This is a genomic window from Bacillus sp. JJ675 (genome assembly GCF_036963165.1).
In the GTDB taxonomy this organism is placed as follows: Bacteria; Bacillota; Bacilli; order Bacillales; family Bacillaceae; genus Bacillus; species Bacillus glycinifermentans.
Map to the genome: position 1 here is coordinate 1 of NZ_JBALMR010000090.1, position 26,876 is coordinate 26,876.

Consider the following 26,876-nt stretch of genomic DNA (forward strand, 5'->3'; position numbering starts at 1 on the left):
GTTCGGAAAGAAGGCTCGCCGGTTCCTTATCAGCGCTACATCAACGAAGGCTATTTTAAAGTTAAACAATCACCGTCTAGGTATTACGGAGTTAACTTTGTACAGACGTACGTTACTGCGAAGGGCGTTTCTTTCATCGATAGGAAGCTGGAAGAGTACGGAGGAGCGAACACGCTCAACGCAATGAGGATGAAGGAAATCGAACATATAGCGTAAGAAGAGGAGGGATCGCGGATGAACTACGGTGTTTTAATGCTATCGAAGGTGATCGAACAGAACGATCCGAACGCGTTGCTGCGCTTTAATATTGCCGCCGAGGATCTGCCGACGGAAGGCGAACGCAAGGCACTCCGATACATCACGGAGTACGCGGAGAAACACGGAGGCCAGGCGCCGACTGCCGAAATGGTGGCGAATGAGGTGCCGGACTTCCAGCCGGATTTTAATATCGAGGCCAGCTACGATTACCTTGCGGAGAAATTACGGAATCAAGCGGCTTTGCGTGCCTTTTCCGAAGTTGTTAACGGTAAAGGAGACGGCGAATCTGAATTTATGAAACGGTGGGAAAGTGCGCAAGATAATCCGGAAGAATTTTTTACGTGGTTGACGGAGCAGGCCGAAAGGTTTAAAATGAGAACAAACGTTCGAGATACAATCGGTATCGATATAAAGCGAGATATCGACAAATTCAAAGCCGAATACGAAAACCGCAAGGCTGGCGAGTCTTTCCGGATCTGGCGCAGTAAGTTCGACTTCATAAACCGTGCTATGGGCGGCTATGTTTCATCGAACGTATACGTCATTTATGGGAAATCCGGCCGGGGAAAATCGGCGGTTGCACTAGCGGAAGCAATTAATTTCGCGATGCAGGGGGCGAACGTACTAATTTGGTCGATGGAGATGGGCTGGTACGAGGTTCTTGTCCGGCTCTACGTTTCAATTTCGGCAAGCATTGGCGTGACAAAAGCGAATCTTGATGGCGTCGATATTGAGGCCGGATTTAACTCGCGAGATGTTCGCCAAGGCAAGCTATCCGACGAATTCGAAGCCGGCTTTATGGAGTTCCTCGATAAGATGAACGAAATTATCCCGGGTAACATCATTGTCCGCGCGGTAGACGATGAGGACTTCGACTCTCGGAAACTGCGCGACCTGAAGGCGGATATCCTCGAAACGAAAGCCGACGTCGTGCTACTCGACCCTTTTTACTATCTCGATTACGAAAAGAACACGTCAAAGACAGCGGGCGGAGACGCGGCCAATACATCGATGAAGCTCCGTCGTCTGGCCGGACAAACAAAAACGACCATCTTTGCGCTAACGCAGGCGGAGGAAGGCGATGGTAAAGACGCAGACTCCGAATTAAAGCTGCCGAAGCGTAAGGACGTCAAGAAAACGAAAGCTTTGCTCGAAGATGCTGCGCTACTGATTGCGGTTGATACGAATGCAGAGGAAGGTCGAGGCCTGATCGGACTAAATAAAGGCCGGGATGGTGGCGAAGGAAAGGCCGCTGAGATCATTTATCTTCCGCAGTTTGGCGTCATTAAGCAGCTAGAAGGGGCGGATCAGTTCGATTTCTAGGTCGAAAGGAGTGAGACGGAAGTGCCGACATTGACGTTAAACGGCCGCCCGGTCGACGTCGACATACGTTATGAGCTCGAACAATTCGAATGGACGCGGCCAACCTGGACGGATGAGCGATTGCTGGCCGCCAGCCCTTTCCGTTATGACCGAACGCCGAGCTTTTACGTTTATCTCGAAGACACGGCGACCGCGAAGGCCGGCTATTGGGGCGATAGCGGCTATTATGACGCAGAGTATGCGCGGGGTGGCTTCGTTAAGCTGCTCGCCTTCTTGCGAGAAGAAACCGAGGAAGAGACGGTCGAATACCTGATCGATGCGTATGCGCCGGAATCGGATGATGGAAAACTTACGCTCAGGCTTCCGAAGCTGAAGCTAGCCAAGAATCGCGAACCGTTGAGCGAATCGATTCTTGACGACGTGGCTACGGGGCCTAACGATTATCTGAAAGGGCGCGGGATCATGCCGGCTGTCCAACGTTTAATGGGAGTCGGTATGGCTAGCGGTGCGGTTGCGCTGCCTTGGCGGTTGCCGAACGGGCGGCTCGCTAACGTAAAATACCGATCGACGCGGGGCAAGGCGTTTTGGTACGTCAAAGGTGGCTGGCCAATACGGGACCTTGTTTACGGAATGAATGTCGTGTATGAACGGCGGCTGACACGCGTTGTCTTATGCGAGGCGGAGATCGATGCGCAATCGTGGATGACGGCGGGGGTGCCGGCGATCGGGACCGGTGGGTCTTCGTTCAACCAACGGAAAGCGGACATTATCGTCCAGTCTCCCATCGAACACGTAACTATCGTGACGGATAACGATAAGGCCGGCGAGAAGTTGCGGGCGGAGGTCGAGCGTTATTTATACGGGAAAGTCGGACTGGCACACGGATATATTACGAAAGGAAAGGATGCGAATGAATTTTTGATTGCGAAGGGAAGAGCGGAGTTGAAGGCGGTGTATGAGCGTGCGGAGGACGTTAAGAGCTGGCGTCTTAAGTTACCTAAACAGCCAAGTCTTGCGTTGACGGGCGACACTTAATCCCGTCAACGACCGACTGCCGTTATTCTTCGACGTCCCATTCGTACAGGTCGTCCATACCTTCTTAAAAAGAATGTATATTCTGTTTTTTTATTATTTTTTTTCGATTAGGTAAGATAAAATTAACTTCTCAGGGATTCCGTATTGTTCAATTGCTTCCTTTACGGTGACGCAACTATTAACGGATGAGAACAACAAATTAATTGCGAAAAAATTAGCTTCCAACTCGATTCGATCTGTTGAAAATAGAGTCTGCCTTTTTAAAAAAGGAGTGTTTGCGTCTGGATGAAAGATCGCATGACCTAATTCATGAGCGCAAGTAAACTCCTTACTTAGTTCATTGGCATTCTGATTAATGTGAATGATCTTAACTCTAAAATGCTTACTGTAATACCCTAAGGCTTTTCCTAAGTCTTCATATACCACTTCAATTCCTAACTCTTTTGCAATTTTAAATGGATTGTTTGTTTCAAATTTCTTTGTTATTAATTTAATCTTTTTAGTAATTGACTCCACAAAAGGCACCTACTTACGATATTTTTTAGGAGTGAATTTTTGTTTTGAAATTCTTTTGGCAAGACGTAGGGAGTTTTCCAAGCTTGCAATTAACAGCTCTCTATCTTCGTCGTCCATATCGTCAAGAGTTTGGCCGTCAAATGCAGCATACCCGTTCTTGCCTTCTAACCCTTCTATAATTTTTTGTAGCTCTTTCTGTATATCTCTTTCATCTTTTTCTGTAAGTTCTGGCTCAAAGTTTTCCTTTTCTGTTCTGCCGAGAAGGTAGTCAACTGAAACGTTAAAATAATCAGCTACTTTTTGAACTTTGTCTATACCTGGAGTTTTTTCATCCCATCTTCTAATTGTTCCATTTGATAATTTGGTCTTCCTTTCAAGTTCAGCCAAAGATATTTTATGCTCTTTTGCCAACTTTTTTACCCTTTCAACTATTGTCATATCAACCATCCTTAAATGAGCCTATGACAAAAATTAAACTTTATGCTATTTTTGTGTTGACAATTAGCATATAGTTTATTAAACTGTGTTCATAAGCTACTTATTTAGCTTTCAGGACACTACAAACTAAAGCCTAAGACCACGTTCCCCAACGTAAAAGGCTGTAATTGTAGGGTTTATTAGCTATGCTTAGATATTAGCATATATCCTATTTTTTAGTCAACAAAAAGCTAAATAATTAGCAAAAAAATAAAGATAAGAAAAAATTCCGGAAACGATGTCCCAAAAGTAAATGCCAACTACGTGTTATATAGTGTAGGACAAAGGAGGAAAAACATTTGAAAGAAAAACAATTGAATAGGATTAAAATTGCTTTGGAGAGCGGTGCCGTTCCATATGTCATAAGGGAGTCAGAAAGAATCGCTCATCTAATTCCAGATTTCACTTCTTTTGAGCAAGAATGCTATTGGCGAATCGGAAAAGCTTTGTTGGCATTCAGAGACAACGGGAGAGAGAAGAAAGCTCTCATTCAAAAAATAATCAGAAGTGTAAGAGCTGACTTTTTAACCGGGAAAAAGAGAAGAATCAGATACGACACCTCATTCGAAGGTGAGGATGGAACTGTATGGGAACCTGAAGACATTTCGGCGAACGTCGTAGGCGAGGTTTTATTAAAAGAAAAGATCGCCCTGTTGGCGCAGGACGACCCACGAAAAAAAAACGATATTGGCAATTTGGAACCGAGGATGCACAAACGATTCGGAAATTTCATCGCTTTTGGCGAAGCGATTTGGAGGAAATCCCGAGTCTCACCGTAAGTTCATCCAACGGTTCAGGGCACACTGCCAATCCCAATTAACAGCGTAATTTTCTATACGTAACTAGCCCGGAAGGCACTCGTTACACCATTATCATATCTAATCTGTTGTCAAAAGACAAGCGAACAGTATGCGAACACACCTTCCGATCTAGTTCGTTATACCTAATTAACATGGAGGCGAACGTACTATGAATATCCCCAAATTTATCGATTTTCAAACGTATCCAGCGCTAGACCAGCGCAAACTTACCGAAATTTTATATCAAGGCGCATGGCCGGTCGACGAAGATCCGGCGGACTACTACCGTCCACTTTCGATCCAGGTGGTGCGCGTCGGATGAAAGTAACGCTATCCCACCACGCAAAGAAACGAATTACTAAACGATTTAAGATCGGCAACCAAACGCCGGAAGCATGGGCGTCGCAGATGTTATCTAATGCGATTTACTGCGGCATCGGTCCGGACAACAACGGAAAAGATGCTCGGATGTATTCCCATCGTGGAGCAACGTTCATGCTCGCGGTAGATGAAGACGTTGTTAAAACCGTAATCCCACCGAATAAGGGATGCATCAATCGAATTCGGCGTAAAGTGACGAATTTCATTACGGAAGAAATTACGAAAATGTCGCAACAAATTACGGAAGAGGTGGCTAGGATCGATAAGTTTCGCGATGAACTCGAAGAAGAGATCGGATATTTAGAAGACCGTTTGTCTCGCGCCCGGTCATTATCGACTAAATTGGCGTTGCAGGCCCGAATTAATGCGGTGCGTATGCGTATGGACGAATTACCGACGGAATCGCACGAATTAAGACGCGAACTGACGCGTACAGCGAGAGGAGTTGCCGCCTATGTCTAACGCATGGTTAATCGAAATTGTTGGCGTCATTGCAGCGCTTGTAATTGGCGGACTTATTTACGAAGTTAATCGCGAAGAGAGCGAATGAGGGCGGCGAGTGTGCGGCCCGGCGCTCGGAGAATGTCGGGGTGTCCGTTAAGTAAAAGAGTCGCGTCGCTACTGCTTCGCGCTGGCGCCGTTTCGGACGCAGATACCGGCATTTTGCGAGGGCGAAAAGCCTCAAAATTAAAACGTAGGGGGAAATCGAATGAGTCAATTTCAAAAAGGCGCGGCGGCGCTCAACGCTTTAAACTCAACGAACGAAGGCGGAAGCGGAAACGGGATGGAGTTTACGAGTTTTAAGTCGGGATCTTCCTTTAAGGTTCGCGTACTCGGTACCGAAGACCTTATTCGTTTCTACAGCTACGGTATTTACAAGAAAGTAAACTCGTTCGTTGCGGAGAACCCAAGCAAAATGAACGATAAAGGATTTCCGGTTGCGGATTACACACCGTGGGATCTCGCTTGGAAGTATTATCAGGATTTGAAGAAGGAGGCTGCGGATAAGGGCGACTCAAAAACGGAAGAGAAGTACAAGGAAGAAGCCGCCAAGTACCGCGTCAAAGAACGTTATGCACTCGGCTTCATCGACTTAGAAACCGGTAATCCAATCATCATCGACCTTTCGAAAAAGCAAGCGCAGGCCGTTTACGCAGTTATCACGAAGTTTGAAAAGAAACTCGGAAAGGTTGCGTTTGAGCTTTCGAAAACGGGTTCCGGAACATCAACGACGGTCAGCTTAACGCCGTTTATCGATATGGAAGAGGATTTAACGGATAAGGAACGCGAGAACTTCAGCAAATACGACGGCAAAGAATTCGATATGTCTTTGTTCGACGGCCTGCTTTTCGAAGCTGACGAGAAGACGCAGATCGAAAACCTAGTTGCAGCGGGATTCGATATCAGCCTGATCGGAAAAAGCCTCGGTGCTGGCTCAAATAACGAAAAAGCTGACGAAGAAATAAACGACGAAGATTTGCCGTTTTAATAAGACGAAGGGAGAGCGATGTATATGATCGTAAAAATGGTCCACGGAACTAATTACGACGATATGGCAACTGTAGATATTTACGTTGATGGGAAGCTTCAAGTAAGCGTATATCCACTGAACGACTGTCCTGAGGACGCTTTTCTTGAGCGCGATCTACGATTCACATACGATATTCCAACATTGATGAGGGCGGCTTATGAAGCGGGTAAAAACGGAGAGGATTTCGTTTTCGAAGAGGAAGAAGAAGTCGAGGAGGACGATCGTTTGTGAAAAAATACCGCGAGTTTCTATTGAAAGCACAATACCCAACGATCCTAGTTGCGAAAATGACCGACGAAGAGGTTGTCGGAGAATACGAAGTCATCACGGGAGAATCGGCTGACGTTACGCCGGTTTACTAAGGAGGACGATTGAATGGCGCATCTCAAGGAAACTATCGGCAAATATTCCGAACTGATCGCCCGCGCGGCTTTATTAGCTAGCGGGTGGCAGGCGGTATCAAAAGCGGAGACGGAAGAACCGTTCGATATCAGCGCAAGAGATCCGGGCACAGGCGAATGGAAGACGTTCCAGGTTAAGACGATTCGTGATCGCCGGGAAAAACGCGGCTACCTAACGGTGGAGGGGCGCAAAGGCGACGGCCAGCCATATACGCCTGAAGACGTCGACTTCTTCATCGGCGTGCTGATCGGTGAGGGCGAATTCCCTCGCGTTTGGATGTTCGACAATCGCGGCATTACCGACTATTGGGGGCCGTCGGATAGGGAAGGCAAGCGCTGGGTCGAAATGGATCTGAATTTCATGCGGGAAGATTTTGCGGAAAATAACGAAGCGGAGGCGGTTTAGAATGGCGAAATTAGAAGGCGTTAAGACTCTCGATATGGTGAACGGCGAAATTACGAAGGTTTCGTATAACGGTGCGGAATATGAGCGCGTGGAAGGGAACGCAAGACGAGTCGGAAAGTCCGGAGATTTGGTGCTTAACGGCCATAGGCATCCGGATCTTAAATTAGGCGAATTTTACCTACTAGTACGTGACGAGGATACTTCATGGTTATCTGTCCGAGATGAGGTAGACGACTTTCACGGAAATGCCGTAACAGACGGAAATAGCATACTCTTCCGCAAAGTCTCCGCATCTCAACCGTCATTAGAAGATCGCGTCGAGGCGTTAGAAACCGACGTTGCTGCGCTAAAAGTCGAAGCTGAACCGAAGTACGTACGGATTGACAAGAGCGAGGCGAAGGCGGGCGATTTCGTTAAGTTTATCGAAACTGATGACGAATATCTAACCGCAGGGAAGTTTTACGGAATTTATCGCGTGGATGATTGCGGAGATCCACGCATCCATGATGACGAAGGAGACGATTTTGATACCTACGGAGAAGCATTCGAAGTCTACCGTAAAGTCAGCTCCGCAAGCGCCGAGGCCGAGCCGAAGCCTGAACGGTTGAAAGTCGGTGATTATGCGAAGGTTGATTACACCTTCAACAGTCAGTCTAAACGCGGTGATATCGTAAAAATTACCGAGGACGATAATTCGATAATTCCGTTCCTAACCGAACATTTAAACGGAGATAATGCAGGTTGGTTTGCCGAAGACCCACTCGTTCGCGCCACTAACGAAGAAGTTGCCGAAGCAAAACGAAAGCAGGCCGAAGAGGAAGATCGTAAGAGATGGGCCGCAATCGGACGTGAGGTTGACGAGTATAAAAAAGGCGATGTAGTATGCGTAACAGACCCGGGCTACTCAGACTTGTCAGTAGGTGATATCGGTACTGTTGGTAATTTTGATAGCAACACATTCCGGGTTAATGTTAGAGGCGGCAGTACGGCCAATTGGTTGAGCCCTGTAAGGGTCAAACTCATCGCGCCAGTCGAAGCACGTTTCGATCGAAAGGACGCCGAGTAAGTGTCCGCAAAACCTGCCGCCATCTGCGCCGCATGTAACCGGGTATTGAACGAAGGGCGATCCGCAACATATGACTCGCTCTTCGACCGGTACTTTTGCGACGACGCTTGCTGGTCGGATTGGTACGCGGATAATGAGGCGGAATACAGACGGAAATGGACGGAGGAGGTCGATTTATGAGCAGGTCGGATAGGGCATTCGCTTATGTCTTCGGTATATATAATTCTGCATTGTCCGTAATCGCTATATACAATTCGGAATGGCTATTCGCTGGATTATACGTATCTATGGCATTATTTTTCGGTGCCATAAATTTTATCTCGGAGTAGTCCGAATCTATCACGCGAGAAAGGAGGATGCGAATGGAACTCGGCAATCTACGGTTGAATCTTAGCGCTTTGACGCCGAAAAATGACGAAGTTAAAAACGAAAAAGTTGCCGAAACAGCTAAGCGGAGGCAAAAGGCGAAAACGGCGGAACCGATCGAGGAGAGTTGGCGCCGGATATTCGCGAGCAAGCTATCGGAGACTGACCGCCAACGATTAAACGAAGTCAAGGCGGCAATGGAAGCGGGCAAGCTCGCAAGGAACCCGTCTGACTGCGTGAACAAGGCCGGCAATCCGAAAGCGTTCAGCAAGGCGGAGGCGATGCGATTATGGAAGACGCTACAGGAACAGCAGCGCGAGGAAACCTTGCGGAAGATGGTCGAGAATACGCCGGAAAACTACTGGCTGATTACAGACGAAGCGCAGCTCAACGATTTCCTTGCGTTACTTGCTGACGAAGAAGAGATCGTATTCGACGTCGAGACGACGGGCACAGACGTGTGGAACGACTACATTGTCGGCCATGTATTGACGGCTATTAAAGCGGACATCCACGCGTATATCCCAACGAAACATAAGACGGATCATCCGCAATTAGATAACGACTTTGTCGTCGAAAAGCTGCGGCCGTTTTACGAAGATGAATCGATAGGAAAGCTCGCCCATAACGCAAAGTTCGATATTCACATGCTGGACCGCGAAGGAATCACATTGCGGGGCCTTACGTGGGACACACAGGAAGCGATGCGGCTGCTTAACGAAAATGAACCGTCCTTTGCGCTGAAGAACCTCGTCACGAAATATCTACGGATTAAATCGGACACATACGAAGACTTATTCGGAAAGATCGGATTCGATGAAGTGAGTGATCTAAGAATTGCGCTTGCTTATGCGGCAAAAGACGGTGATGTGACGAGGAAGCTTCGCGATTTCCAACGCGAACATCTGAAGAAGTTCCCGGATATCCTTCACTACTATGAGACGGTCGAGGTTCCGTTAATCACCGTCGTACAGAAGCTCGAGTCAACCGGATTCGACATCGACCTAGATTTCGCGGAGGAATACGGTAAGGAGATCAAATCGGAAATCGATCGTTTGTATGCGGAGATTATCGACGAGTTGGGCGACATCAACATTAACTCGCCGGCGCAATTAAAGCCAGCGTTAGAAGAAGCGACCGGAGAAAAACTCGACTCAACCGACGCAAAGAAAGTTCTGAAGCCTCTCGCTAGCAAACATCCGATCATTAAGAAGCTGCTCGAGTATAAGGAGAAGTTCAAACTGTACTCAACGTACATCAACGCTTTGCCGGAATTAATCGACAAGAGGACCGGCAAACTCTACACGAATTTCAATCAGAACGGTGCAAAGACCGGTCGGTTCTCATCAGGTGGAACAGGCGTAAACCTACAGAACCAACCGAAAGAAGCCCGGAAGATGTTCGTAGCTCCTAAAGGATACGCGATATTAGGCGGAGACTGGAGTCAGCAAGAATACCGATGCCTGGCGTACTTCTCGCAAGATCCGAAGCTAGTCGATAACTACTTGCAAGGTAACGATTTGTACGCGTCAATCGCTTCGGAGGTTTTCAATAAGCCGATCGAAGAATGCGGCGATGGATCAGTATACCGGAAACAGGCGAAGGTCATCATGCTTGCGGTTGCTTACGGGGGTGGCGCGAACATGCTCAAGGACGCTATCGGAATATCGAAGAAAGAGGCTCAGAAGTTCCTAGACAACTTCTTCGAAAGGTTTCCGGTGGTCAAAAAGTGGGTCGAATCGAATCAAGCCTTCGTTAAGAAGCACGGATATGTTTGGATGGATCGCGGCCAACGTAAGAGACGTCTGCCTGACGCGAAGGACCGTAACGCTAAAGGCCACTACTCGGCGGTTTATACGCAGTCAACAAACGCAAGAGTTCAGGGGTCAGCAGCGATACAGACCAAAGCGACGATGATTGCGCTTCAAGAGTTGTGCGATAGGAAGACGGCTGAAGGACGCGGAGAATGGCGGATATGGTGCGTGGTTCATGATGAAGCGCTGCTTTTAGTACCGGACACCATCACGCGAGAAGACGTGAAAGACTTCGAGGATGTCATGCTGAACACGTACGTTTTCGGAAACATTCCGAACAAGACTGATATCGAGATCTGCCGCAGATGGGGAAATGGTTTCTCGGTGGATGAATGGTTTAAAAATAGGGAGGCGGTTTAATGGGAAAGAAATACGTTGTAATCGACTTGGAAACGACAGGACTCGATTATCAAAACGATCAGATCATCGAAATTGGCGCGATTAAAATTGATGACTGGTGCGATGAAATTGATCGCTTCCACACAATGGTTGCGCTTGAGGAAGGCCGGGAGCTACCGGAATTTATTACGAAATTAACCGGAATCACTGCGAAGGATCTCGAAGATGCTCCGAGCGAAGCCGAGGCGCTTAATAGTTTACGAGAGTTTATCGGCGATTCTATCGTAGTCGCGCAAAATGCCCCGTTCGATCTTTCGTTTATTAGTCGAGGCGGGATCGAACCTGAACACTTTCATTGTACGCGAGCTATGGTTCGTTTTGTGGAGCCGGAGTTATCCGCGAGCTTGAAGGACGTGGTTAAGCGCAACAATATCGAATTGAACGGGCATCACAGGGCGCTAAACGACGTAGAGGCGACAATCGAAGTATTCAAACGTTATCTACCGCGTGTCGCTAAAGAATATAACGGTTTCCTAAACATCGTCCAAGATTCCGCAGATCGCCCGTTAAAATTCACGCCTAAAAACGCGATTGTCCGCAAAGTGCATTTGGTAGCGTTAGACAATACCGACCTAATGCGATTACTACGTGCTTTCCCGGAAGACCACGAAATGTTCTTTAAATTAGGCGGAATTATTGGTCGCGCAATGAAAGGACGTGATTAATTGACGAATTCAAGCGGAAGATCAGCCGCAAATTCACTGCGGGCACATTTATCGCAATCACAGCCGAAAGACATTGCGCAGGCTTTCATCGATCAGCTAGACGCCTACTATGCGCATCCAAGCTCGTCATATTACATCGATAAACTCGAACGTCGTTTCTACCAACAAAAATTGCAGCATCTCGGTTGGAAGCCGAATCCTGATCCGAATATAGTCACGTTTGGCGCGTCCGGCACCGACATGTGCGATCGTCAGGTCTTCTTCAAAAACAGCGCAACCAAGCCGGAGAAGTCCCATGATGAGCCTTTTCGCGGCAGACAGCGGCGCCAAGGTACGGCGATCGTCGACTTCGTGCAGCTCGATCTCATTCACATGCCGAAGCGTCTCGGCGATAAAGCCGAATTTACTATCGCAGAAACTGATGATGGGCAATACGCATTTGAAGACGCAGTGAAGGCGTGGAAAGTGTTCGAACGAAACGGAGTCAAGTTCGCCATCACCGCAAAGCCGGACGGCATTCTCGATTATCAGGGACGGCAGCTGCTATTCGAATACAAAACGAAGGCGACCGGTCTTATCGCAATGAACGGAAAGCTCGATTTCAAAGGCGCCGACAGCCATCATTTGCGCCAGGTAACGGCCGAGTCGCTGCTGTTCGGAATTAACGAAGGAATCATTCTCTACGAATCTACCGAAAAGCCGTCGTGGTTCTCGGACGAAGATAAGAAGAGCGTTCCGAAGACGCGCAAGACCTGGGCGGACGGCAAACCGAAGCCGGACCTGCGGGCGTTCCACTTCGTCATTACCGAGGAGATGCAGGAGGCGTTACTCGCGGACTTAGCGGAACAAGCGCGGTTAGTTTACGAAAAACAGATTCCGCCAATGACGATCGAAATGACCGGAAAATGCGCGTTCTGTGCATTCAAAGGTCACTGTAAATCGCAATTGACGGACGAAGAAAAGCGAATGTTATTCGAGGCTGAACGACGTTATGCTACGTCGAACTTGGCGGGCAAGTACGATCATAATAACTTGCGAGAATACTTGGCGGATGTACAAGTCGAAGAGGAGGCGGAATGATGAGGTCAGTTGTTAAAGCGAAAGTTATCGAAGGTTGGAACAATGATCAGCTTAACTATGGGATACAGAAGTTTATTGACGAATGTGTTGCTGAAGGTTTGTGTGTTGATGTTAAAAACACATATACGTTGACTGCTGCTGGACCTGTTTTAATTGTTGCGTATAGGGAGACCCGATGAGTAGCGCCAAGCCTATCCGGGTCCTCGGCCTTGACCTTTCGTTAACATCGCCGGGATTCGCGATCATCGAAGCAAAGGGCGGAAAAGCTCGCCTCATAAAATCTGCCCACTTTAAAACGTCCGCATCAACCGATCAGCCGTTGCGCTATGAGGAGATCGAAGCCTTTACGTTGCTATTTGTTCGCGATAATCAACCGTTCGATGTGGTCGTTCGGGAGATATGGCCGCCAAGCCGCAACTACGCGCAGAACAATAAGATTCACGGAACATGGTCGTCGATCGAGCGGGCGCTGTACAGATACGGATACGATATTGACGTACATGTGACGCCGGCTAACGTTAAGAAGACGGTCACCGGAAACGGAAACGCAAAGAAGCCGCAAGTTGCCGAGAGCGTTCGGGGATGGCTCGGATTGCCGGACGACCACAAATTCGCAACGGACGATCATAGCGATGCGTGTGCGGTGGCGCTGACGTATCTGATTCGCGAGAAGATTATTAAACCGAAGGAGGAAACGCGATGATTGACGGAAAAGTTTTTCGGGTTGGAGGCGTTGATTACTCGGTCAAATTAGTACCGGAACTGAATCGTCTTCATAACCTTTGGGGGCAGGTAACGTATCAAGATACGAGTATTCAGATCGAGAAGGAGCTATCGCCTTCGCGTATCAATAACGTTTTAATTCACGAACTTACACACGCAATTTTTAACGAATCGGGGTTTATGGAGCAGGACGAGGACGTTATCAACCGTGTGGCTACCGTTCTCCATTCGGTTCTTCGCGACAATGATTTCGGATTTATACGAGAAAAGGAGGGCGAATAGATGGACAAAGCGATGGAGTATATCGATAAGCTGGCGGCAAAGCTCGGAGTTGCGGCCGAGCATGTATACGGAGTTCTCGTTAAGCAGCAGATTGTAAATGGAGCTATCGGGGTTGTGGGTACTATTGCAGCGCTTATTTTTCTTGGGATCGTTTTTACTAAACTATTGAAAAAAGGGATAGAACACAATAAAGTGATAGATTCTTTCGATACAAGTCCATACACGCTAGTTTCGATACCTGTCGGAGTAGCCTTAGGGATAACTGCTATTGTAAGCTTTTTCGTTATCCCTATCGGAATAAATCAGATGATCAACCCGGAATACTACGCGATCAAAGAAATCCTAGACACGATCGGAGGGAAGTGATCGAATGTTTAAGCAGCGACTTATCGAAGCATTGGCGTATTTGATTGCGCTCATCATATTACTCGGTCTGTTTTCTGCGGGATTCTCGGCCGCTTACGTTATCGTAACGGCGCTGCTATCGGTTCCGGCGGTTGTCGCAATCGTTAAAGTCGGAGTCGCTATCGCAGTTGTCTTCGTGGTGACCGCGCTACTGATCGGATTGGCGGACCGACTGTTTCGCGAACATAAACACGATCAAAAGAACGCTAAGGAGGAAACGCAATGACGTACGAATGTTACGGCGTACCGGCCGCACAATTGCGGAAGTCCTTGCGATGGCTTGACGAACAACTTATCGATGTTGATTACGCAATCAGCCGGCACGATACGAAGCTGGTCGAATTAAGAATCGAGCGTGACCGGATTCTGGCGCGAAAAGACGAAATAGAGGCGGAATTAAAACGGAAGGAGTCGATCGAATGACACGCGAAGAGATCGAAAAAATGATAGCGGATTTGGAGTTCGAGATTGATACTCACGAGGACGAAATCGAGGCTCTCCGGGACGACATTCGTTACCTCGAAGATAAGATCGAGGCGGCAGAGGACGAAATCAACGGACTACAGTACGAACTATCGAAATTAGAAGACGGAGATGATTCCGAATGACATACGTTGCGATAGCGTGCCTGCTTTTCTTTGCGTGGATTACGGTGACGGTCGAAGCGAAAACAACGAGAGCTAAACTCGCGAAGATAGTCGTCCTGATTATGTACGCAATTCCTATCGGAGTGTTGGTGGCGTCGTTATGCTAATCGCCTATTACTCGCTGGCTGGCAACGTTCGCCGATTCGTAGCCAAGACCGGCCTGCCTGCAGTCGAAATCAAGGCCGATATGCTCTTAACGGAACCGTTCGTCTTGGTAACGGGGACTTACGGCTTCGGTCAGGTCGCCGGCACCGTTTGGGACTTCCTCGCGGACAATGGCGATTTAATGGCGGGCGTGGCTGCGTCAGGCAATCGTAACTGGGGCGATAACTTCGCCAAGGCTGCGGACTTGATTGCGGAAGAGTACGGAGTGCCGATCGTCCACAAGTTCGAACTTGCGGGCACGGCGGAGGATGTCGCTAAAGTTCGCGAGTTTGTGAGCGAATATTTACGGAAAGGGTGAGAGCTATTGACGAATAAGCACGCGAAGTATATCGAACTTAATAACGAAATTATGATACGGAAGAACGGCGGCTTTCAATTCGAAAAGGATGCCGAAGCCGTCCGTAGTTATTTCATAGATTACGTGAATCAGAATACGGTATTTTTCCACGATCTGCGCGAAAAGCTCGATTATCTGATCGATAACGATTACTACGAGCGCGAAGTCTTCGAGCCGTATACGTTTGACGAGATCAAAGCGGTCTACAAGGCGGCTTATGCGCACAAATTCCGTTTCCCTTCGTTTATGAGTGCGTTTAAGTTCTACAACGACTATGCGCTCAAGACGAACGATAAGAAGAAGATCCTCGAACGCTATGAAGACCGCATCGCCATCTGTGCGCTGTTCTTCGCGAAAGGAGACGCAGCCAAGGCGATCGAGTTTGCGGAAATGATGATCCGTCAGGAATATCAACCGGCCACGCCAACGTTCTTGAATGCCGGTCGGAAGCGACGCGGAGAGTTAGTGTCGTGCTTCCTTCTCGAAGTTAACGATTCCTTAAACGATATTCAAATGGCGATCGGAACAGCGATGCAACTTTCGAAAATGGGCGGAGGCGTAAGTTTGAATTTATCGAAGTTGCGAGCGAAAGGTGAATCGATCAAAGGAATCGAGAACGTAACGAAGGGCGTCGTTGGAGTTATGAAACTCCTCGATAATGCCTTCCGCTATGCAGATCAGCAAGGCGCAAGAGCGGGGGCAGGAGCAGCATATTTGAACGTGTTCCATCGCGATATCAACGATTTCCTCGATACCAAAAAGATTAACGCAGATGAAGACGTCCGGGTCAAGACGCTGTCGATCGGCGTTGTCATTCCGGATAAGTTCATCGAACTAGCTCGAGATGACCGGGACGCATATGTTTTCTATCCACATACGGTCTATAAGGAATACGGAAAACATCTTGACGAAATGGATATCGGAGAAATGTACGACAAACTCGTCGAGAATCCGAATGTCCGCAAAGATAAAATCAATCCGCGTCAGCTACTCGAAAAGCTCGCGATTCTGCGGTCCGAATCGGGATATCCGTACATCATGTTCGAAGATAACGTAAACGCTGCTCATGCGCTGAATCACATTTCGAAGGTTAAATTTTCGAATTTGTGTTCGGAGGTGCTTCAGGCATCGCAGGTATCCGAGTACTCCGACTACGGCGAAGAGGACGCAATCGGTCTCGACATCTCGTGCAATCTCGGCTCGCTGAACATTGCGAACGTCATGGCGAACAAGTCGATCGAGCAAACGGTTAAGCTCGCGGTCGATTCGCTGACGGTCGTATCGGAATCAACGAATATCAAGAACGCGCCGGCAGTCGCGAAGGCTAACCGTCAGATGCGTTCGATCGGACTCGGAGCGATGAACCTGCACGGATATCTTGCGCAGAATGGGATCGCTTATGAATCGGAAGAGGCTCGCGACTTCGCTAACGTATTCTTTGCGCTCGTTAATTATTGGTCGCTGGTGCGGTCGATGGAGCTTGCGAAGGAAACCGGAAGCACGTTCGAGGGATTCGAAGGATCAACGTATGCAGACGGCAGCTACTTCGATAAGTACATCGCAGAGGACTTCCGTCCTAAAACGGAGAAGGTCGCGAAGCTGTTTGAAGGCGTTGAAATTCCGGAACGCATCGATTGGGTTCGCTTGGAGGATAACGTACGGAAATACGGACTCTACCATTCGTATAGACTTGCGATTGCGCCGACGGGATCTATTTCGTATGTGCAGTCGGCTACGGCGTCAGTCATGCCGATTATGGAGCGCATAGAGGAACGGACATACGGAAACTCCAAGACGTATTATCCGATGCCGGGGCTAAGTGCGAAGAATTGGTTCTTCTACAAGGAAGCGTACGACATGGATATGTTTAAAGTCGTCGATATGATTGCGACAATTCAGCAGCATGTCGATCAAGGCATTTCATTTACGCTGTTCCTGAAGGATACGATGACGACACGCGATCTAAACCGAATTGACCTATACGCACATCACAAAGGGATCAAGACGCTGTATTATGCGCGGACTAAAGATACGGGGCAGGAAGGTTGCCTGTCATGCGTGGTTTAAATTATCAGATTGATAGGAGGTGGTATTGATAGTGAGCGAACCAACTAATTTCGTTAAGGTTTACTGCGATCTCATTTTGAAGAAAATCGCATCGAACATACTCTCTAATCAAAACAAGAAAACAAAAGCCTTAAATATAGCTATGAAAACAGCCGAAACAGGGCAACAAGTCAGAACAGCGAGGCATTGGCGAGCGGTGGGAGACATTGAATTTTACTACGAGGAAATCCAAAAAGGATTTCAGCAAATGAAGGATCTTGATGAATTAACCGGGTGGAGCGAGAACTTGCATCAAGACAGGTTTAAGTTCATGCGAGATAAATATGAAGACATATTGAACGAATATTTAAGCAGACGCAGCTAGTAAATCCGAAAAATAACAAAAAGAAGGAGGACGAATAATTGACGCAATATACAGCGGCCAACTGGTCGCAACACGAAGATGGATTCACACAGATGTTTTACGAACAGAACGTTAAGCAGTTTTGGCTTCCGGAAGAGATTTCGCTGAATGGCGACCTTCTAACGTGGAAGTATCTCGGCGCTAACGAACAGGATACGTATATGAAAGTTCTCGCGGGTCTAACGCTACTCGACACGGAACAAGGAAACACGGGAATGCCGTTAATTGCCGCCCAGGTATCCGGTCATCAGCGCAAAGCCGTCCTGAACTTTATGGCGATGATGGAAAACGCAGTCCATGCGAAGTCGTATTCGAACATCTTCATGACGCTTGCGCCAACGGAGAAAATTACGGAACTGTTCGAATGGGTGAAGACGAATCGATACTTGCAGCGAAAAGCCGAAGTCATTGGTGGGCTATACAACGCGATTAAACCAGGCGATGACATTTCGCTTTACAAGGCGATGGTCGCTTCTGTCTATCTCGAAAGCTTCCTTTTCTATAGCGGTTTTTACTATCCGTTATATTTCTACGGTCAAGGGAAACTGATGAACAGCGGCGAGATTATTAATTTGATTATCCGCGACGAGGCGATCCACGGAGTCTATGTCGGATTACTTGCACAGGAAATTTACAACCGTCAAGAGTCGGATGTGCAGCTCGAATTACGCGACTTTGCCGTCGAATTGCTTGCGGAACTCTACGAAAACGAGATCGCCTACACCGAAGATCTTTACGATCAGGTCGGACTGACTCACGACGTTAAGAAGTTCGTTCGATACAACGGAAACAAGGCGTTGATGAACCTCGGCTTTGATCCGTATTTCGAAGATGAAACACCGAACCCGATTGTAATGAACGGATTAAGTACAAAAACAAAGTCCCACGACTTCTTCAGTCAAAAGGGAAATTCTTACAAAAAGGCTACAGTCGAGGCGCTCCAGGACAGCGATTTCTATTTCGAGTAAGCGTCCATTAACGAAAGTATATACGCAAATATTAACGAGGAGGTTTTCGAATGAACGTAAATATTAAACGCCTGTCACCCGATGCACAAATTCCGCAATACGCTCACGCCTCCGACGCCTGCTTCGACCTTGTTGCGGCAGAAGACGTCATTATCGAGCCGGGAAAAACCGCGCTAGTCAAAACGGGGCTAGCATTCGAGATTCCGGAAGGCTACGAAATGCAGATCCGACCGCGTTCGGGCATTACGTTGAAGACGCCTTTACGCGTTCAGCTCGGGACGGTGGATGCAGGCTATCGGGGCGAGGTCGGAGTGATTGTCGATAATATCGCAGAGAGAATAACACCGTTCAATTCGCTAAAGTACGAACATATTGACGGAACTACTACGGAAACAGCAAAGCATGCACGGTACTGTAGTCGGTATGGTGATTACGTCGAACAGGATGAAGTTGCGTATCAGACGTACATCATCCGCAAAGGAGATCGCATCGCCCAGGCCATAATTAAGCCGGTCGAGCAGGCGGCATTTACGGAAGTGGCCGAGTTGGGCGATAGCGATAGAGGTGCGGACGGTTTCGGGAGTAGCGGCGTCGGAAGTCCGCACCCGGAATATTTCGGAGGGACGATGGGAAAGGAGCTGATATAATGGCGCAAACATACGCCTGTTTCTTGAACGGAAAATTCTATGGCGCGGGCGACCTCGACTATATGAACGAGCTGTTTCGCGATTATGTTGTCACTCACGGATTATACGGAAAAGACGATTGTACCTTTCGGATCACTACGAAAGAGAAGGCGCGGGATATAGTTACGCAATCTATTAACGAACAATACCGAAGAGTTTTCGAAAGTCTAGCGAAGGAGGACGAATAAATGGCGGAAACCAAAATGAACGTACAGCTAATCGCACATACGCAATTAAGCGACGAATTCAAACAGACTCTCGATTACAGAAAATACGATGAATCTGGCGAATATTTTACGAACACCTTGGACGATCTGCACCCAACCGACGGCCAAGCGGTCGCCCTAACCGCAATCAGAACGTGCTACAGCGCCAACAAGCCGTCTGAAATCGTCGCAAAGGAAGGCGCCAAGTATTTCGGCTCCAAAGCGTCAGACGGCGGCGTAGGAACGGACGCCGACCGCCTATTCCGGATGATCGTCCGTTCCGGTCACACGTCGACCCTCGAACACCTAACGTTCACCTTTGCGATTGAGGGCGTCAGCCGGGCGTTATTGGCGCAGCTTACACGGCACAGAGTTGGATTTAGCTTTAGCGTCCAGTCACAGCGGTATGTGCGGATGGGAAGCAATGATAAGATCGGCGGGTTTGATTACGTAATACCAGATAAAATCGATGATCCGGATGCCGACGCCATATTTATCGCGGCAATGCAAGACGCACAGCGGAAATATGACGAATTGAGAGCGTTAGGAGTGCCTGCGGAAGATGCCCGCGCCGTCCTACCGCAAGCAGCCGCAACTAATCTCGTATTGACTGCGAATCTACGGTCGTTACTCGAATTCTATTCGAAACGCAAGCCGGGCAAAGGAGCGCAAAAGGAGATCGCTGACCTAGCGGAAGCCTTGCGTGAGGAAGTCGTTAACGTAGATCCATGGACGAACCAATTCTTCGAGGAGGTGTAAGCATCGGAATCCTAACGAATCTCACGCTAACAGCGCAGCTATTCTCCGGCCATTGTCCGGCAGATCAGCCGCCAGAGCCGCCATGGCTTACGCCAGAGGAAGCGGCCATACAACGCAACGAAGAATTAACGAAAGAGATAACGAAAAAGGACGCGCAGATACAGGCGCTTGAGGACGAAATCAAGGCGCTGAGGAAAACGAAGAAGAAACCGGCTCCGGCCGCCACCAAAACGTCAGCATGGCGGACATATGAGGTCACCGCCTACACTAACGGCTTCTCATCGACTGGTAAATCTAAAGGCGATCCCGGTTATGGGATAACAGCTAGCGGAAAGAAAACAGCAGAAGGAAGGACGATAGCATGTCCGCCGTCCATTCCCTTCGGAACAAGAGTTCAAATCGAAGGTGTTGGCGTTAGAGTTTGCGAGGACAGGGGCGGCGCAATAAAGGAAGGGTATCTTGATGTCTACGTACGATCAGAAAAAGAAGCGCTCTCATTCGGAAGGAGGTCGCTACGTGCCAAAATTATTAACAACTGACGGAACGGAAGTTTTAGTAGATCAAGATACCCTAGAAAAATACGACGAATACAAATGGTCTATCAGTAAACGAGGAGATGTCTTGTCTTGGCAGCCGATTCATGGTAAGAGAGGCCTTTTCTTACGTAAGTTGGTTTTGGGTGAGACGAAGAGGAATATTTATATCAGACATATCAACGGGGATAAGCTTGATTGTAGAAGAGAGAATTTGAGTAGAACAAATTTAGAATTCAAAACTTATGAGGGGTATATTATTGCAACGATCCCAGGTAAAACCTCCTTTCTTATCGATGAACAAGACAAAGAGGTTGTATCAAAATATTTTTGGTCAAAGATGAAATGTGGCTATATCTTTTCCCCGACATTAAAAACGTATCTTCACAGACTGCTAACCGATTGTCCAGACAATTTGTATGTAGATCACGCGAACGGAAATAAACTTGACAACAGGCGCTCAAATCTGAGGATCGTAACTAACTCCCTCAATCAAGTCAATAGGCCAAAACAGAGAAATTCTAGCAAAAGAACATACTCCAGCGTTTACAAAGGTGTCTCGCGAACAAGAGAAGGAAAGTTCGTTGCTCGAGTTAAACGAAAACATCTCGGAACTTTCAGTACTGAAGTTGCGGCAGCAAATGCCTATAACTATGAAGCTATAAAACAGTTTGGGGAATACGTGGTTTTAAATGATGTCCCTGAAATACCTCAAGAGAAATTAAAGTTTTATCGTATTACGAAAGGAGCTCGATATTATGACGAAAACTAACGAAAAAATCCACGTATTGGCTGACGAATCACTTGGCGGAATCAAACGCGAATATGTAGAGGTCGATAGGAAGGCGAAGGTTGGCGATATGGTAGTACTTCCAGGCGAGGGCAATTCGGCAGAGCATGTTGTAGAAGTCCGAGGTTTTGAGGGCGACTATAAACTCGAAAGCGGGTTTTATATACGTCAGGATTTCGTAAATACTCTCGAACCGACCAACATCGTCCACATTGACGGCCCTGACGGTACGGAGCGCTACGAATTAACCGATCGCAAGGCGGAAGAGGGCGATAAGATTCTTACTACTCAAACGCAATTCGGTCGATTACCAGTCGGAAAAGTCCTAACTGTGACCGATGTCTTCGATGACGCTAGCGTCGGTGAGTTGGGCGTTGGAATTGTCGAGAAAACTGATTATCGTGTACTCGTCCCGGTCGAAGCCGACGAACCACAGCCATCCGACCCGATCGACGTTATCGCTAACCTGGCGACGCGTGTTGCGGAGTTGGAACGCGAGAATAAACGAATCAAGGAAGAGCTCGGCTGGTACGAAATGGGACCGGGAAGGATTGCAGAGTTGCGGAATTCAGTTTCGGACATTCGTCACGATATCGCTAAGCTAGAGGATAGAATCGTACACGATTATGCTACAAACGAGGATGTGACCGATTTTCTATACGAAGAAGTTAAGCGTCTACAAGACGAAATAGACACGCTTCACAAAGACAACCGGAGGCACGGCGAAGAATTAGCGAAAATTAAGGATCGTATTGACGATTTTCAAGACGCTGAAAATGACCGGATCTACAATCTTTACGCCATTACAAACGGTAAGAGGGACGAAAAGGTGTTCACAGCCGAAGAGGTTGCCGCACTTCTTAACGCAATGAGGGAACGCCAATGAAGATCGCCCTCACCGCACCACTTCGTGCAGGCAAGTCGCTCGCAGCGTCATATATCTCGCTTCATTACGATTTCCAGCCGTTCGCATTTGGCGACGAACTGAAGGACGCATTCCACCGCGCATTCCCGTACATTCCGAGAAATCCGAAGCCACGCGCTCATTACCAAGAGTTCGGACAATGGGCGCGGAAACAATTCGGAGAGGACGTATGGATCGACGCTCTTATGCCGAAAGTAGCCGCCTATCTCGACCGCCATCCTTGCTCATGCGGCAACAATACGATGCTAAAGAATCGCGTAATCATTGATGACTGTCGGCAGCCTAACGAATATCAGCGCTTGAAGGACGAAGGTTTCGTATTTATCCGCATAACAGCTCCGGTCGAGCTCCGTATTGAACGCGCCAAAAAAGCCGGCGATGCTTTCACGCTTGCCGACTTAGAGCATCCGACTGAGCTTGCCGTCAATAGTTTCGAAGTTGATTACGAAATAGAAAACGCAGGCGAGCCGGAAGAGTTATACGCAAAGCTGGACGAGATTATGGCGGAGGTGTTGAAGTGACGAATATTCCGAATCATTACGGATACGGGTTACGAAATGATGAGAAACCCTATGCGCACAAGATTCCGGATGGTGGTAACTGGCGCGATCTTCCGGAAGAAGAACAGAAGGCGTTTATGAAAGGGGCGTTTTATAGCGGAGGTGGTCAAACGACATATCTTCGTAAAATGTCTTGGGATGAGCCGGCTTTGACGATCACGGCGTCGGTAATGGCGAAAGCTACATGTCACTTACATCCGAATGAACCAATCGAAGGGGGCGAATATATGGGCGACTTTAACTTAACGCCGCAACTTCCGGCGAACGGACTGACTGTACTCGAATTATTCTGCGGAGGAGGTCTCGGCGCAATCGGATTCAAAGCGGCCGGCTACGATATCATAAAGGCGTTGGACTTCGATAAGAATGCCGTCAAAGCCTACCGTCACAACTTCGGTGATTACGTAGAACAGGCGGACATTAACGAAATTGATATCGCCAGCTTGCCGAACACAGACGTAATCTTCGGCGGTCCTCCGTGCCAAGACTTCTCGGTTGCGGGTAAAGGAGCAGGAGCCGATGGAGAACGCGGTAAATTAGTCTTCCGTTACCTCGAAATTATTGAGCGCAAACAGCCGAAAGCCTTCGTATTTGAAAACGTGAAGGGGCTTATTACGAAGAGACATCGACCGACATTCGATGCTCTTATCGAAAGATTTAGCGAAATAGGTTACGAGATTAGTTGGGAAGTGCTGAGCGCGTGGGACTACGGAGTAGCCCAGAATCGAGAGCGCGTGTTTATCGTCGGAATACGAAAAGACCTCGGAATCACTTTCGAGTTTCCGAAGCCGTTAGAAGGCGACTATCAGACGAAGGTATTACGTGATGTTATCGGAGATCTGCCGGAGCCGGGAGTTCAGCTAAACGATAAGCAAATCGCATACTTAAATCGCAATCCGGCATCAGTTGCGAAAAATCGTCCGGTTACGATGGAAGAACCTTCGCGAACTATTCCGGCAGTTATGGGCAAAGGAGTTCCTTACGGTTTGTTTTACGCTAATCACGATGAAAAATCTTATTGGACGCCAAAAAGCGAATACACTTACGATCAAGCCAATCGCGTGCAATCGCTAGATAAACCTTCTAACACAATTCCGGCACATCACAACAGCGGTCAGCCGATTCATCCGACCGAAGCACCACGACGTTTCACAGTCCGTGAATGTCTCCGAATCCAATCTGCGCCCGATACTTACGTCCTGCCAGACGATATTTCCTTATCGGCGCAGTATCGGATTGTCGGAAACGGAATCGCTTCGCGTGTTGCGTGGTATGTAGGGCGAGCGCTTGCGGAACAATTACTCGTCTAACTGAAACGCGTATGTGTGCTTCGGATAGGCTAGGTACGGTTGTTTAGACGCCTCACCATCGCCGATCAAATAATAGCGTTGCGGAAGCTTATCGACATCAATGCCGACCTTGCGTAAGAACGGCCTAGCCGACACGTTGCCCCGCTTATCGAACTTAAACGGCTTGACGTCCGGCTGATTAACGAGTTCGGGCTTTCCGACCACAATGCGGTTTGCTTCTGCGTCATAGGCAACCGTAAGATAAAACGGTCCGTCCGCAGGTAATCCGATGATTCGCCGGGCACCAGCCGAAATAAACAAACGTCGATGCTTTTCGATTGTTATATACGCTTTGAGGTTGCGTTCAAAGTCGTTTGATATCCACGTAAGAGCCATATCGAATCTCCTTACGAAAGTATTTACGTTAAGTATAGACGGATTAGTTACCGATAGTCAACAGTGATGTGCGGATTGTTAACGAAGTTATTAACGAAAAAGGAGGCGGTTGTTATCGGAAAAGTCAAAATCGATCTACACCGAAAGGATCGCGAATTTGAAACGACATATGCGCTAGACAATGCGGAGGGCGTCAAAACGCTGCTCTCCGATTATCCGAAGTTTGTCAGCCGCAAACGACTCGGAGAATACGAAGCTGCCGAAGTGCTGATCGATCTGCACAAAGCGATTGAGCTTGCGGACCTGACCGACAGGCAGCGCGAGGCCATCCGGCTTGTATATTTCGAAGACCTGACGCAAGTCGAGGCGGGGAAACGGATGGGGATCGCTCAGCAAAACGTAAGTGATCCGATAGACCGCGCTGCGGAGAAAATTGCGGATATTTACTACTATTGGGCGGGGCACGGCGAAGGTTACACGATGGGAGGACGTACTAATGGATAAAACGCTACTGCACGAAATGATTACCGAATTATATCAACGAACAAAGGCCGGAGAATTGGATCGTATTGAACGAATTAAGGAAATTAACGCACTTGTGGAAGCCTACCACGATTCAGTCGGAAACCCTCCGGACTCCGCGGCACTTGAACGTATGGCGAATCTTATTATCTACGAGGAGCTAACGAATCCTCATCCGGATAAAATGACCCGCGAAGAGTACCCGATCATGAGCGAAACACAGCGAGAAGAGCGAATCAAGTCGGAAGCATCCGAAAAACTTGCCGAAGAGTACGGAGCAGATGGTCGAAATTATAAAGTTCCGACGCGAAGAAAACGCTCTTCATACGAAGAAAAGTTCGTCGATAGGGCGGCTAAGGCGCGAAATAAAGAGCGAAGGAACCGCTACAACGATTTCGTAAAGGGAAGATCTCCGGGACAGTTCACGATCAATATCGAAACTGGCGAAAAAATTTCTCATTAAACCCGATACTTTTACCCGTTTAGCTGTCTATACGTTATGGGGGCGCCAAATCCGCGCTCTTTTATTTTGCGAAAAAGGGGACGATATTTTGAAAAGATTACGAGTAGTAAACGCAGAGACAGGCGAAGATCTATCGACAGACTACACGCTTAGACACCGAAACCAGGACGAAGCCTTCCGGGAACAGCAAAAACAGTCGACGGACAGACGCGACTTTTCCAACGCGAATATGTCTAACATTCACGAAGTCTATGACGCTCTCACAACGGCACAATGCGGCTATCTGATGTTGCTGCAATGCTACGTCGACTATAACGGTGTTCTCGTTAAATCTAGCCGCGATAAAACGCCGATGACCACAGCGGATATGATGTCCGTTCTCCAACTCACGAAAAAGCGTATGACATTCTACGATTTTCTGAACGCGTGTATTCAGCACGATATTATCCGGGAAGAAGACGGCATATACTCGGTGAACGAGCGCTACCACTTCAAAGGTAACTTCGGTAGCCAGTACGTTGTCAAATTATATACCGCGAAGATTAAGAAGGTATACAGCGAGGTGAAGGCGACAGACATCGGACTGATTTACCGTATGCTGCCGTTTATCCACTACGAAACAAACGCTCTTTGCGCCAATCCTTTCGAAAAGAATCCGAAGCATATCCGATGGTTCAATAAGAAAGAGCTAGCGGCCGCGATCGGAGTAACACCGGACACGCTTGGCCGACGACTGAAGCAGATGAAATTCGATGGGGAGTTCGTTGTCGCGCGAATAAAGGTCGGCAGCGAGCCGGAGCGGTATACGTTCAATCCTAACGTGTTTTATCGACAGTCCAAGGCGCCTGATAAGACGCTGCTTGCGATGTTTAACGTGAAGAAAGTATAATTTACCATGTCGGAGGTGATACGGATGGGATTTACGGTAGGAGCGAAAGAGTTGCCGAAGCCTAAATACGGGTTTCCGCGCGGAGCATAAAACGAAAGAGGGCGCCTATTGGCGCCTTTAATTTTATAATTTTAGCCAGTTTGCGAGCATTTTGTCTTTTGCTTTAAAATCTTTTGCGATTTGCGCGAGATAGCCGCTGATTTCTTCTAAGTCTGAAATCGTGTCTTGTAATGACGCGATATAGGCCGCTTCGGCATCGACATCGTAAAACAGCGGATTCCCTTTTTTATCGAACGACTGCGCCAAATCATTCAGCGTATTGTTTACATCATCGAGCGTAAGC

General features: G+C 48.0%; 40 protein-coding genes and 1 pseudogene. 37 read left to right on the forward strand and 4 right to left on the reverse strand.

Going from position 1 to position 26,876, the window contains the following annotated elements; translation table 11 throughout:
• The 3 genes from V7126_RS21225 to V7126_RS21235 form a co-directional block, all read left to right on the forward strand.
• On the forward strand, nt 1-216 hold a 216-nt coding region (locus V7126_RS21225), incomplete at its 5' end, for a phage antirepressor KilAC domain-containing protein (protein ID WP_335498852.1).
• Between the two features lie 18 nt (nt 217-234).
• On the forward strand, nt 235-1,581 hold the full coding sequence (locus V7126_RS21230; protein WP_046132598.1) for a DnaB-like helicase C-terminal domain-containing protein: 1,347 nt from the start codon (nt 235-237) through the stop codon (nt 1,579-1,581).
• Between the two features lie 21 nt (nt 1,582-1,602).
• Nucleotides 1,603-2,616: a toprim domain-containing protein gene (locus tag V7126_RS21235; RefSeq protein ID WP_335498859.1), complete on the forward strand. Its 1,014-nt coding sequence runs from the start codon at nt 1,603-1,605 to the stop codon at nt 2,614-2,616.
• Nucleotides 2,617-2,709: 93 nt separating this feature from the next.
• Here V7126_RS21235 and V7126_RS21240 read toward each other — a convergent pair whose 3' ends face one another.
• Both V7126_RS21240 and V7126_RS21245 read right to left on the reverse strand, forming a co-directional pair.
• Nucleotides 2,710-3,132, reverse strand: a complete 423-nt coding sequence (locus tag V7126_RS21240; protein WP_065894280.1) for an ImmA/IrrE family metallo-endopeptidase — start codon at nt 3,130-3,132, stop codon at nt 2,710-2,712.
• 9 nt (nt 3,133-3,141) lie between these two features.
• Nucleotides 3,142-3,570: a helix-turn-helix domain-containing protein gene (locus V7126_RS21245; protein ID WP_335498863.1), complete on the reverse strand. Its 429-nt coding sequence runs from the start codon at nt 3,568-3,570 to the stop codon at nt 3,142-3,144.
• A 338-nt stretch (nt 3,571-3,908) separates the two neighbouring features.
• On the opposite strand from V7126_RS21245, the gene V7126_RS21250 reads away from it, so the two are divergent.
• From V7126_RS21250 to V7126_RS21400, 31 genes are all read left to right on the forward strand, one after another.
• A complete protein-coding gene (locus V7126_RS21250) occupies nt 3,909-4,388 on the forward strand; it encodes a hypothetical protein (RefSeq protein ID WP_335498866.1) in 480 nt (159 codons plus the stop codon).
• Nucleotides 4,389-4,578: 190 nt separating this feature from the next.
• Nucleotides 4,579-4,731, forward strand: a complete 153-nt coding sequence (locus V7126_RS21255; RefSeq protein ID WP_164918143.1) for a hypothetical protein — start codon at nt 4,579-4,581, stop codon at nt 4,729-4,731.
• Entirely contained in the window at nt 4,728-5,252 is a 525-nt protein-coding gene (locus V7126_RS21260) for a hypothetical protein (protein WP_335498871.1), read from the forward strand. The genes V7126_RS21255 and V7126_RS21260 overlap by 4 nt, the downstream gene beginning before the upstream one ends.
• A 247-nt stretch (nt 5,253-5,499) precedes the next feature.
• On the forward strand, nt 5,500-6,279 hold the full coding sequence (locus V7126_RS21265; RefSeq protein ID WP_335498874.1) for a hypothetical protein: 780 nt from the start codon (nt 5,500-5,502) through the stop codon (nt 6,277-6,279).
• Nucleotides 6,280-6,303: 24 nt separating this feature from the next.
• Complete coding sequence (locus V7126_RS21270; protein ID WP_335498877.1) at nt 6,304-6,552, forward strand: hypothetical protein; 249 nt, start codon at nt 6,304-6,306, stop codon at nt 6,550-6,552.
• Complete coding sequence (locus V7126_RS21275) at nt 6,549-6,683, forward strand: hypothetical protein (RefSeq protein ID WP_255129883.1); 135 nt, start codon at nt 6,549-6,551, stop codon at nt 6,681-6,683. Before V7126_RS21270 ends, V7126_RS21275 begins: the two co-directional genes overlap by 4 nt.
• 13 nt (nt 6,684-6,696) lie before the next feature.
• Nucleotides 6,697-7,128 (forward strand): hypothetical protein, encoded by a 432-nt coding sequence (locus tag V7126_RS21280; protein WP_335498882.1) that lies wholly within the window; start codon nt 6,697-6,699, stop codon nt 7,126-7,128.
• 1 nt (nt 7,129) lies between these two features.
• On the forward strand, nt 7,130-8,194 hold the full coding sequence (locus V7126_RS21285; protein ID WP_335498885.1) for a hypothetical protein: 1,065 nt from the start codon (nt 7,130-7,132) through the stop codon (nt 8,192-8,194).
• A gap of 362 nt (nt 8,195-8,556) precedes the next feature.
• Complete coding sequence (locus tag V7126_RS21290; protein WP_335498888.1) at nt 8,557-10,734, forward strand: DNA polymerase; 2,178 nt, start codon at nt 8,557-8,559, stop codon at nt 10,732-10,734.
• Nucleotides 10,734-11,438: a 3'-5' exonuclease gene (locus tag V7126_RS21295; protein ID WP_335498889.1), complete on the forward strand. Its 705-nt coding sequence runs from the start codon at nt 10,734-10,736 to the stop codon at nt 11,436-11,438. The genes V7126_RS21290 and V7126_RS21295 overlap by 1 nt, the downstream gene beginning before the upstream one ends.
• A gap of 240 nt (nt 11,439-11,678) precedes the next feature.
• Nucleotides 11,679-12,518: a hypothetical protein gene (locus V7126_RS21300; protein ID WP_335498892.1), complete on the forward strand. Its 840-nt coding sequence runs from the start codon at nt 11,679-11,681 to the stop codon at nt 12,516-12,518.
• On the forward strand, nt 12,518-12,697 hold the full coding sequence (locus V7126_RS21305; RefSeq protein ID WP_335498896.1) for a hypothetical protein: 180 nt from the start codon (nt 12,518-12,520) through the stop codon (nt 12,695-12,697). Before V7126_RS21300 ends, V7126_RS21305 begins: the two co-directional genes overlap by 1 nt.
• Nucleotides 12,694-13,221, forward strand: coding sequence for a crossover junction endodeoxyribonuclease RuvC (locus V7126_RS21310; RefSeq protein ID WP_335498898.1), 528 nt, complete (start codon nt 12,694-12,696; stop codon nt 13,219-13,221). Before V7126_RS21305 ends, V7126_RS21310 begins: the two co-directional genes overlap by 4 nt.
• On the forward strand, nt 13,218-13,523 hold the full coding sequence (locus V7126_RS21315; protein ID WP_335498901.1) for an ImmA/IrrE family metallo-endopeptidase: 306 nt from the start codon (nt 13,218-13,220) through the stop codon (nt 13,521-13,523). Before V7126_RS21310 ends, V7126_RS21315 begins: the two co-directional genes overlap by 4 nt.
• Nucleotides 13,524-13,889, forward strand: a complete 366-nt coding sequence (locus V7126_RS21320; protein ID WP_128747997.1) for a hypothetical protein — start codon at nt 13,524-13,526, stop codon at nt 13,887-13,889. It abuts the gene before it with no gap.
• Nucleotides 13,890-13,893: 4 nt separating this feature from the next.
• The gene (locus tag V7126_RS21325) at nt 13,894-14,154 is read left to right on the forward strand and encodes a hypothetical protein (protein ID WP_335498908.1); all 261 of its coding nucleotides are present in this window, start codon (nt 13,894-13,896) and stop codon (nt 14,152-14,154) included.
• Entirely contained in the window at nt 14,151-14,351 is a 201-nt protein-coding gene (locus V7126_RS21330; RefSeq protein ID WP_335498911.1) for a hypothetical protein, read from the forward strand. The genes V7126_RS21325 and V7126_RS21330 overlap by 4 nt, the downstream gene beginning before the upstream one ends.
• The gene (locus V7126_RS21335) at nt 14,348-14,536 is read left to right on the forward strand and encodes a hypothetical protein (protein ID WP_335498914.1); all 189 of its coding nucleotides are present in this window, start codon (nt 14,348-14,350) and stop codon (nt 14,534-14,536) included. Before V7126_RS21330 ends, V7126_RS21335 begins: the two co-directional genes overlap by 4 nt.
• On the forward strand, nt 14,533-14,682 hold the full coding sequence (locus V7126_RS21340; protein ID WP_335498917.1) for a hypothetical protein: 150 nt from the start codon (nt 14,533-14,535) through the stop codon (nt 14,680-14,682). Before V7126_RS21335 ends, V7126_RS21340 begins: the two co-directional genes overlap by 4 nt.
• The gene (nrdI, locus tag V7126_RS21345; protein ID WP_335498919.1) at nt 14,676-15,038 is read left to right on the forward strand and encodes a class Ib ribonucleoside-diphosphate reductase assembly flavoprotein NrdI; all 363 of its coding nucleotides are present in this window, start codon (nt 14,676-14,678) and stop codon (nt 15,036-15,038) included. Before V7126_RS21340 ends, nrdI begins: the two co-directional genes overlap by 7 nt.
• 6 nt (nt 15,039-15,044) lie before the next feature.
• A complete protein-coding gene (nrdE, locus tag V7126_RS21350; protein WP_335498922.1) occupies nt 15,045-17,144 on the forward strand; it encodes a class 1b ribonucleoside-diphosphate reductase subunit alpha in 2,100 nt (699 codons plus the stop codon).
• Nucleotides 17,145-17,175: 31 nt separating this feature from the next.
• Entirely contained in the window at nt 17,176-17,508 is a 333-nt protein-coding gene (locus tag V7126_RS21355) for a DUF1140 family protein (RefSeq protein ID WP_065894732.1), read from the forward strand.
• A 38-nt stretch (nt 17,509-17,546) separates the two neighbouring features.
• On the forward strand, nt 17,547-18,515 hold the full coding sequence (gene nrdF, locus V7126_RS21360; RefSeq protein WP_335498925.1) for a class 1b ribonucleoside-diphosphate reductase subunit beta: 969 nt from the start codon (nt 17,547-17,549) through the stop codon (nt 18,513-18,515).
• A 50-nt stretch (nt 18,516-18,565) separates the two neighbouring features.
• Nucleotides 18,566-19,162 (forward strand): dUTP diphosphatase, encoded by a 597-nt coding sequence (locus V7126_RS21365; protein WP_335498928.1) that lies wholly within the window; start codon nt 18,566-18,568, stop codon nt 19,160-19,162.
• The gene (locus V7126_RS21370; RefSeq protein WP_175077657.1) at nt 19,162-19,389 is read left to right on the forward strand and encodes a hypothetical protein; all 228 of its coding nucleotides are present in this window, start codon (nt 19,162-19,164) and stop codon (nt 19,387-19,389) included. Before V7126_RS21365 ends, V7126_RS21370 begins: the two co-directional genes overlap by 1 nt.
• A complete protein-coding gene (thyX, locus tag V7126_RS21375) occupies nt 19,390-20,166 on the forward strand; it encodes an FAD-dependent thymidylate synthase (protein WP_335498932.1) in 777 nt (258 codons plus the stop codon).
• Nucleotides 20,136-20,705 (forward strand): 3D domain-containing protein, encoded by a 570-nt coding sequence (locus V7126_RS21380; protein ID WP_335498935.1) that lies wholly within the window; start codon nt 20,136-20,138, stop codon nt 20,703-20,705. Before thyX ends, V7126_RS21380 begins: the two co-directional genes overlap by 31 nt.
• Nucleotides 20,683-21,471 carry an HNH endonuclease signature motif containing protein gene (locus V7126_RS21385; RefSeq protein ID WP_335498937.1) on the forward strand — a complete coding sequence of 263 codons (789 nt, stop codon included), beginning with the start codon at nt 20,683-20,685 and terminating at the stop codon, nt 21,469-21,471. Before V7126_RS21380 ends, V7126_RS21385 begins: the two co-directional genes overlap by 23 nt.
• On the forward strand, nt 21,458-22,375 hold the full coding sequence (locus V7126_RS21390) for a hypothetical protein (protein ID WP_335498940.1): 918 nt from the start codon (nt 21,458-21,460) through the stop codon (nt 22,373-22,375). Before V7126_RS21385 ends, V7126_RS21390 begins: the two co-directional genes overlap by 14 nt.
• Complete coding sequence (locus tag V7126_RS21395; protein WP_335498943.1) at nt 22,372-22,935, forward strand: dephospho-CoA kinase; 564 nt, start codon at nt 22,372-22,374, stop codon at nt 22,933-22,935. The genes V7126_RS21390 and V7126_RS21395 overlap by 4 nt, the downstream gene beginning before the upstream one ends.
• Complete coding sequence (locus V7126_RS21400) at nt 22,932-24,284, forward strand: DNA cytosine methyltransferase (RefSeq protein WP_335498947.1); 1,353 nt, start codon at nt 22,932-22,934, stop codon at nt 24,282-24,284. The genes V7126_RS21395 and V7126_RS21400 overlap by 4 nt, the downstream gene beginning before the upstream one ends.
• Here the strand turns inward: V7126_RS21400 and V7126_RS21405 are convergent.
• Complete coding sequence (locus V7126_RS21405) at nt 24,273-24,659, reverse strand: hypothetical protein (protein WP_057957766.1); 387 nt, start codon at nt 24,657-24,659, stop codon at nt 24,273-24,275. The two genes, V7126_RS21400 and V7126_RS21405, sit on opposite strands and share 12 nt — an antisense overlap.
• Nucleotides 24,660-24,725: 66 nt before the next feature.
• Here V7126_RS21405 and V7126_RS21410 point away from each other — a divergent pair, with 66 nt between their 5' ends.
• The 3 genes from V7126_RS21410 to V7126_RS21420 all read left to right on the forward strand — a co-directional run bounded on the left by V7126_RS21410 (nt 24,726) and on the right by V7126_RS21420 (nt 26,533).
• Complete coding sequence (locus tag V7126_RS21410) at nt 24,726-25,163, forward strand: sigma-70 family RNA polymerase sigma factor (protein WP_335498953.1); 438 nt, start codon at nt 24,726-24,728, stop codon at nt 25,161-25,163.
• Nucleotides 25,156-25,644, forward strand: coding sequence for a hypothetical protein (locus V7126_RS21415; protein WP_335498956.1), 489 nt, complete (start codon nt 25,156-25,158; stop codon nt 25,642-25,644). The genes V7126_RS21410 and V7126_RS21415 overlap by 8 nt, the downstream gene beginning before the upstream one ends.
• A gap of 88 nt (nt 25,645-25,732) precedes the next feature.
• Nucleotides 25,733-26,533, forward strand: coding sequence for a hypothetical protein (locus V7126_RS21420; RefSeq protein ID WP_175077665.1), 801 nt, complete (start codon nt 25,733-25,735; stop codon nt 26,531-26,533).
• Nucleotides 26,534-26,656: 123 nt separating this feature from the next.
• Here the strand turns inward: V7126_RS21420 and V7126_RS21425 are convergent.
• A pseudogene (locus tag V7126_RS21425) lies at nt 26,657-26,876 on the reverse strand (lipase); the annotation flags it as partial.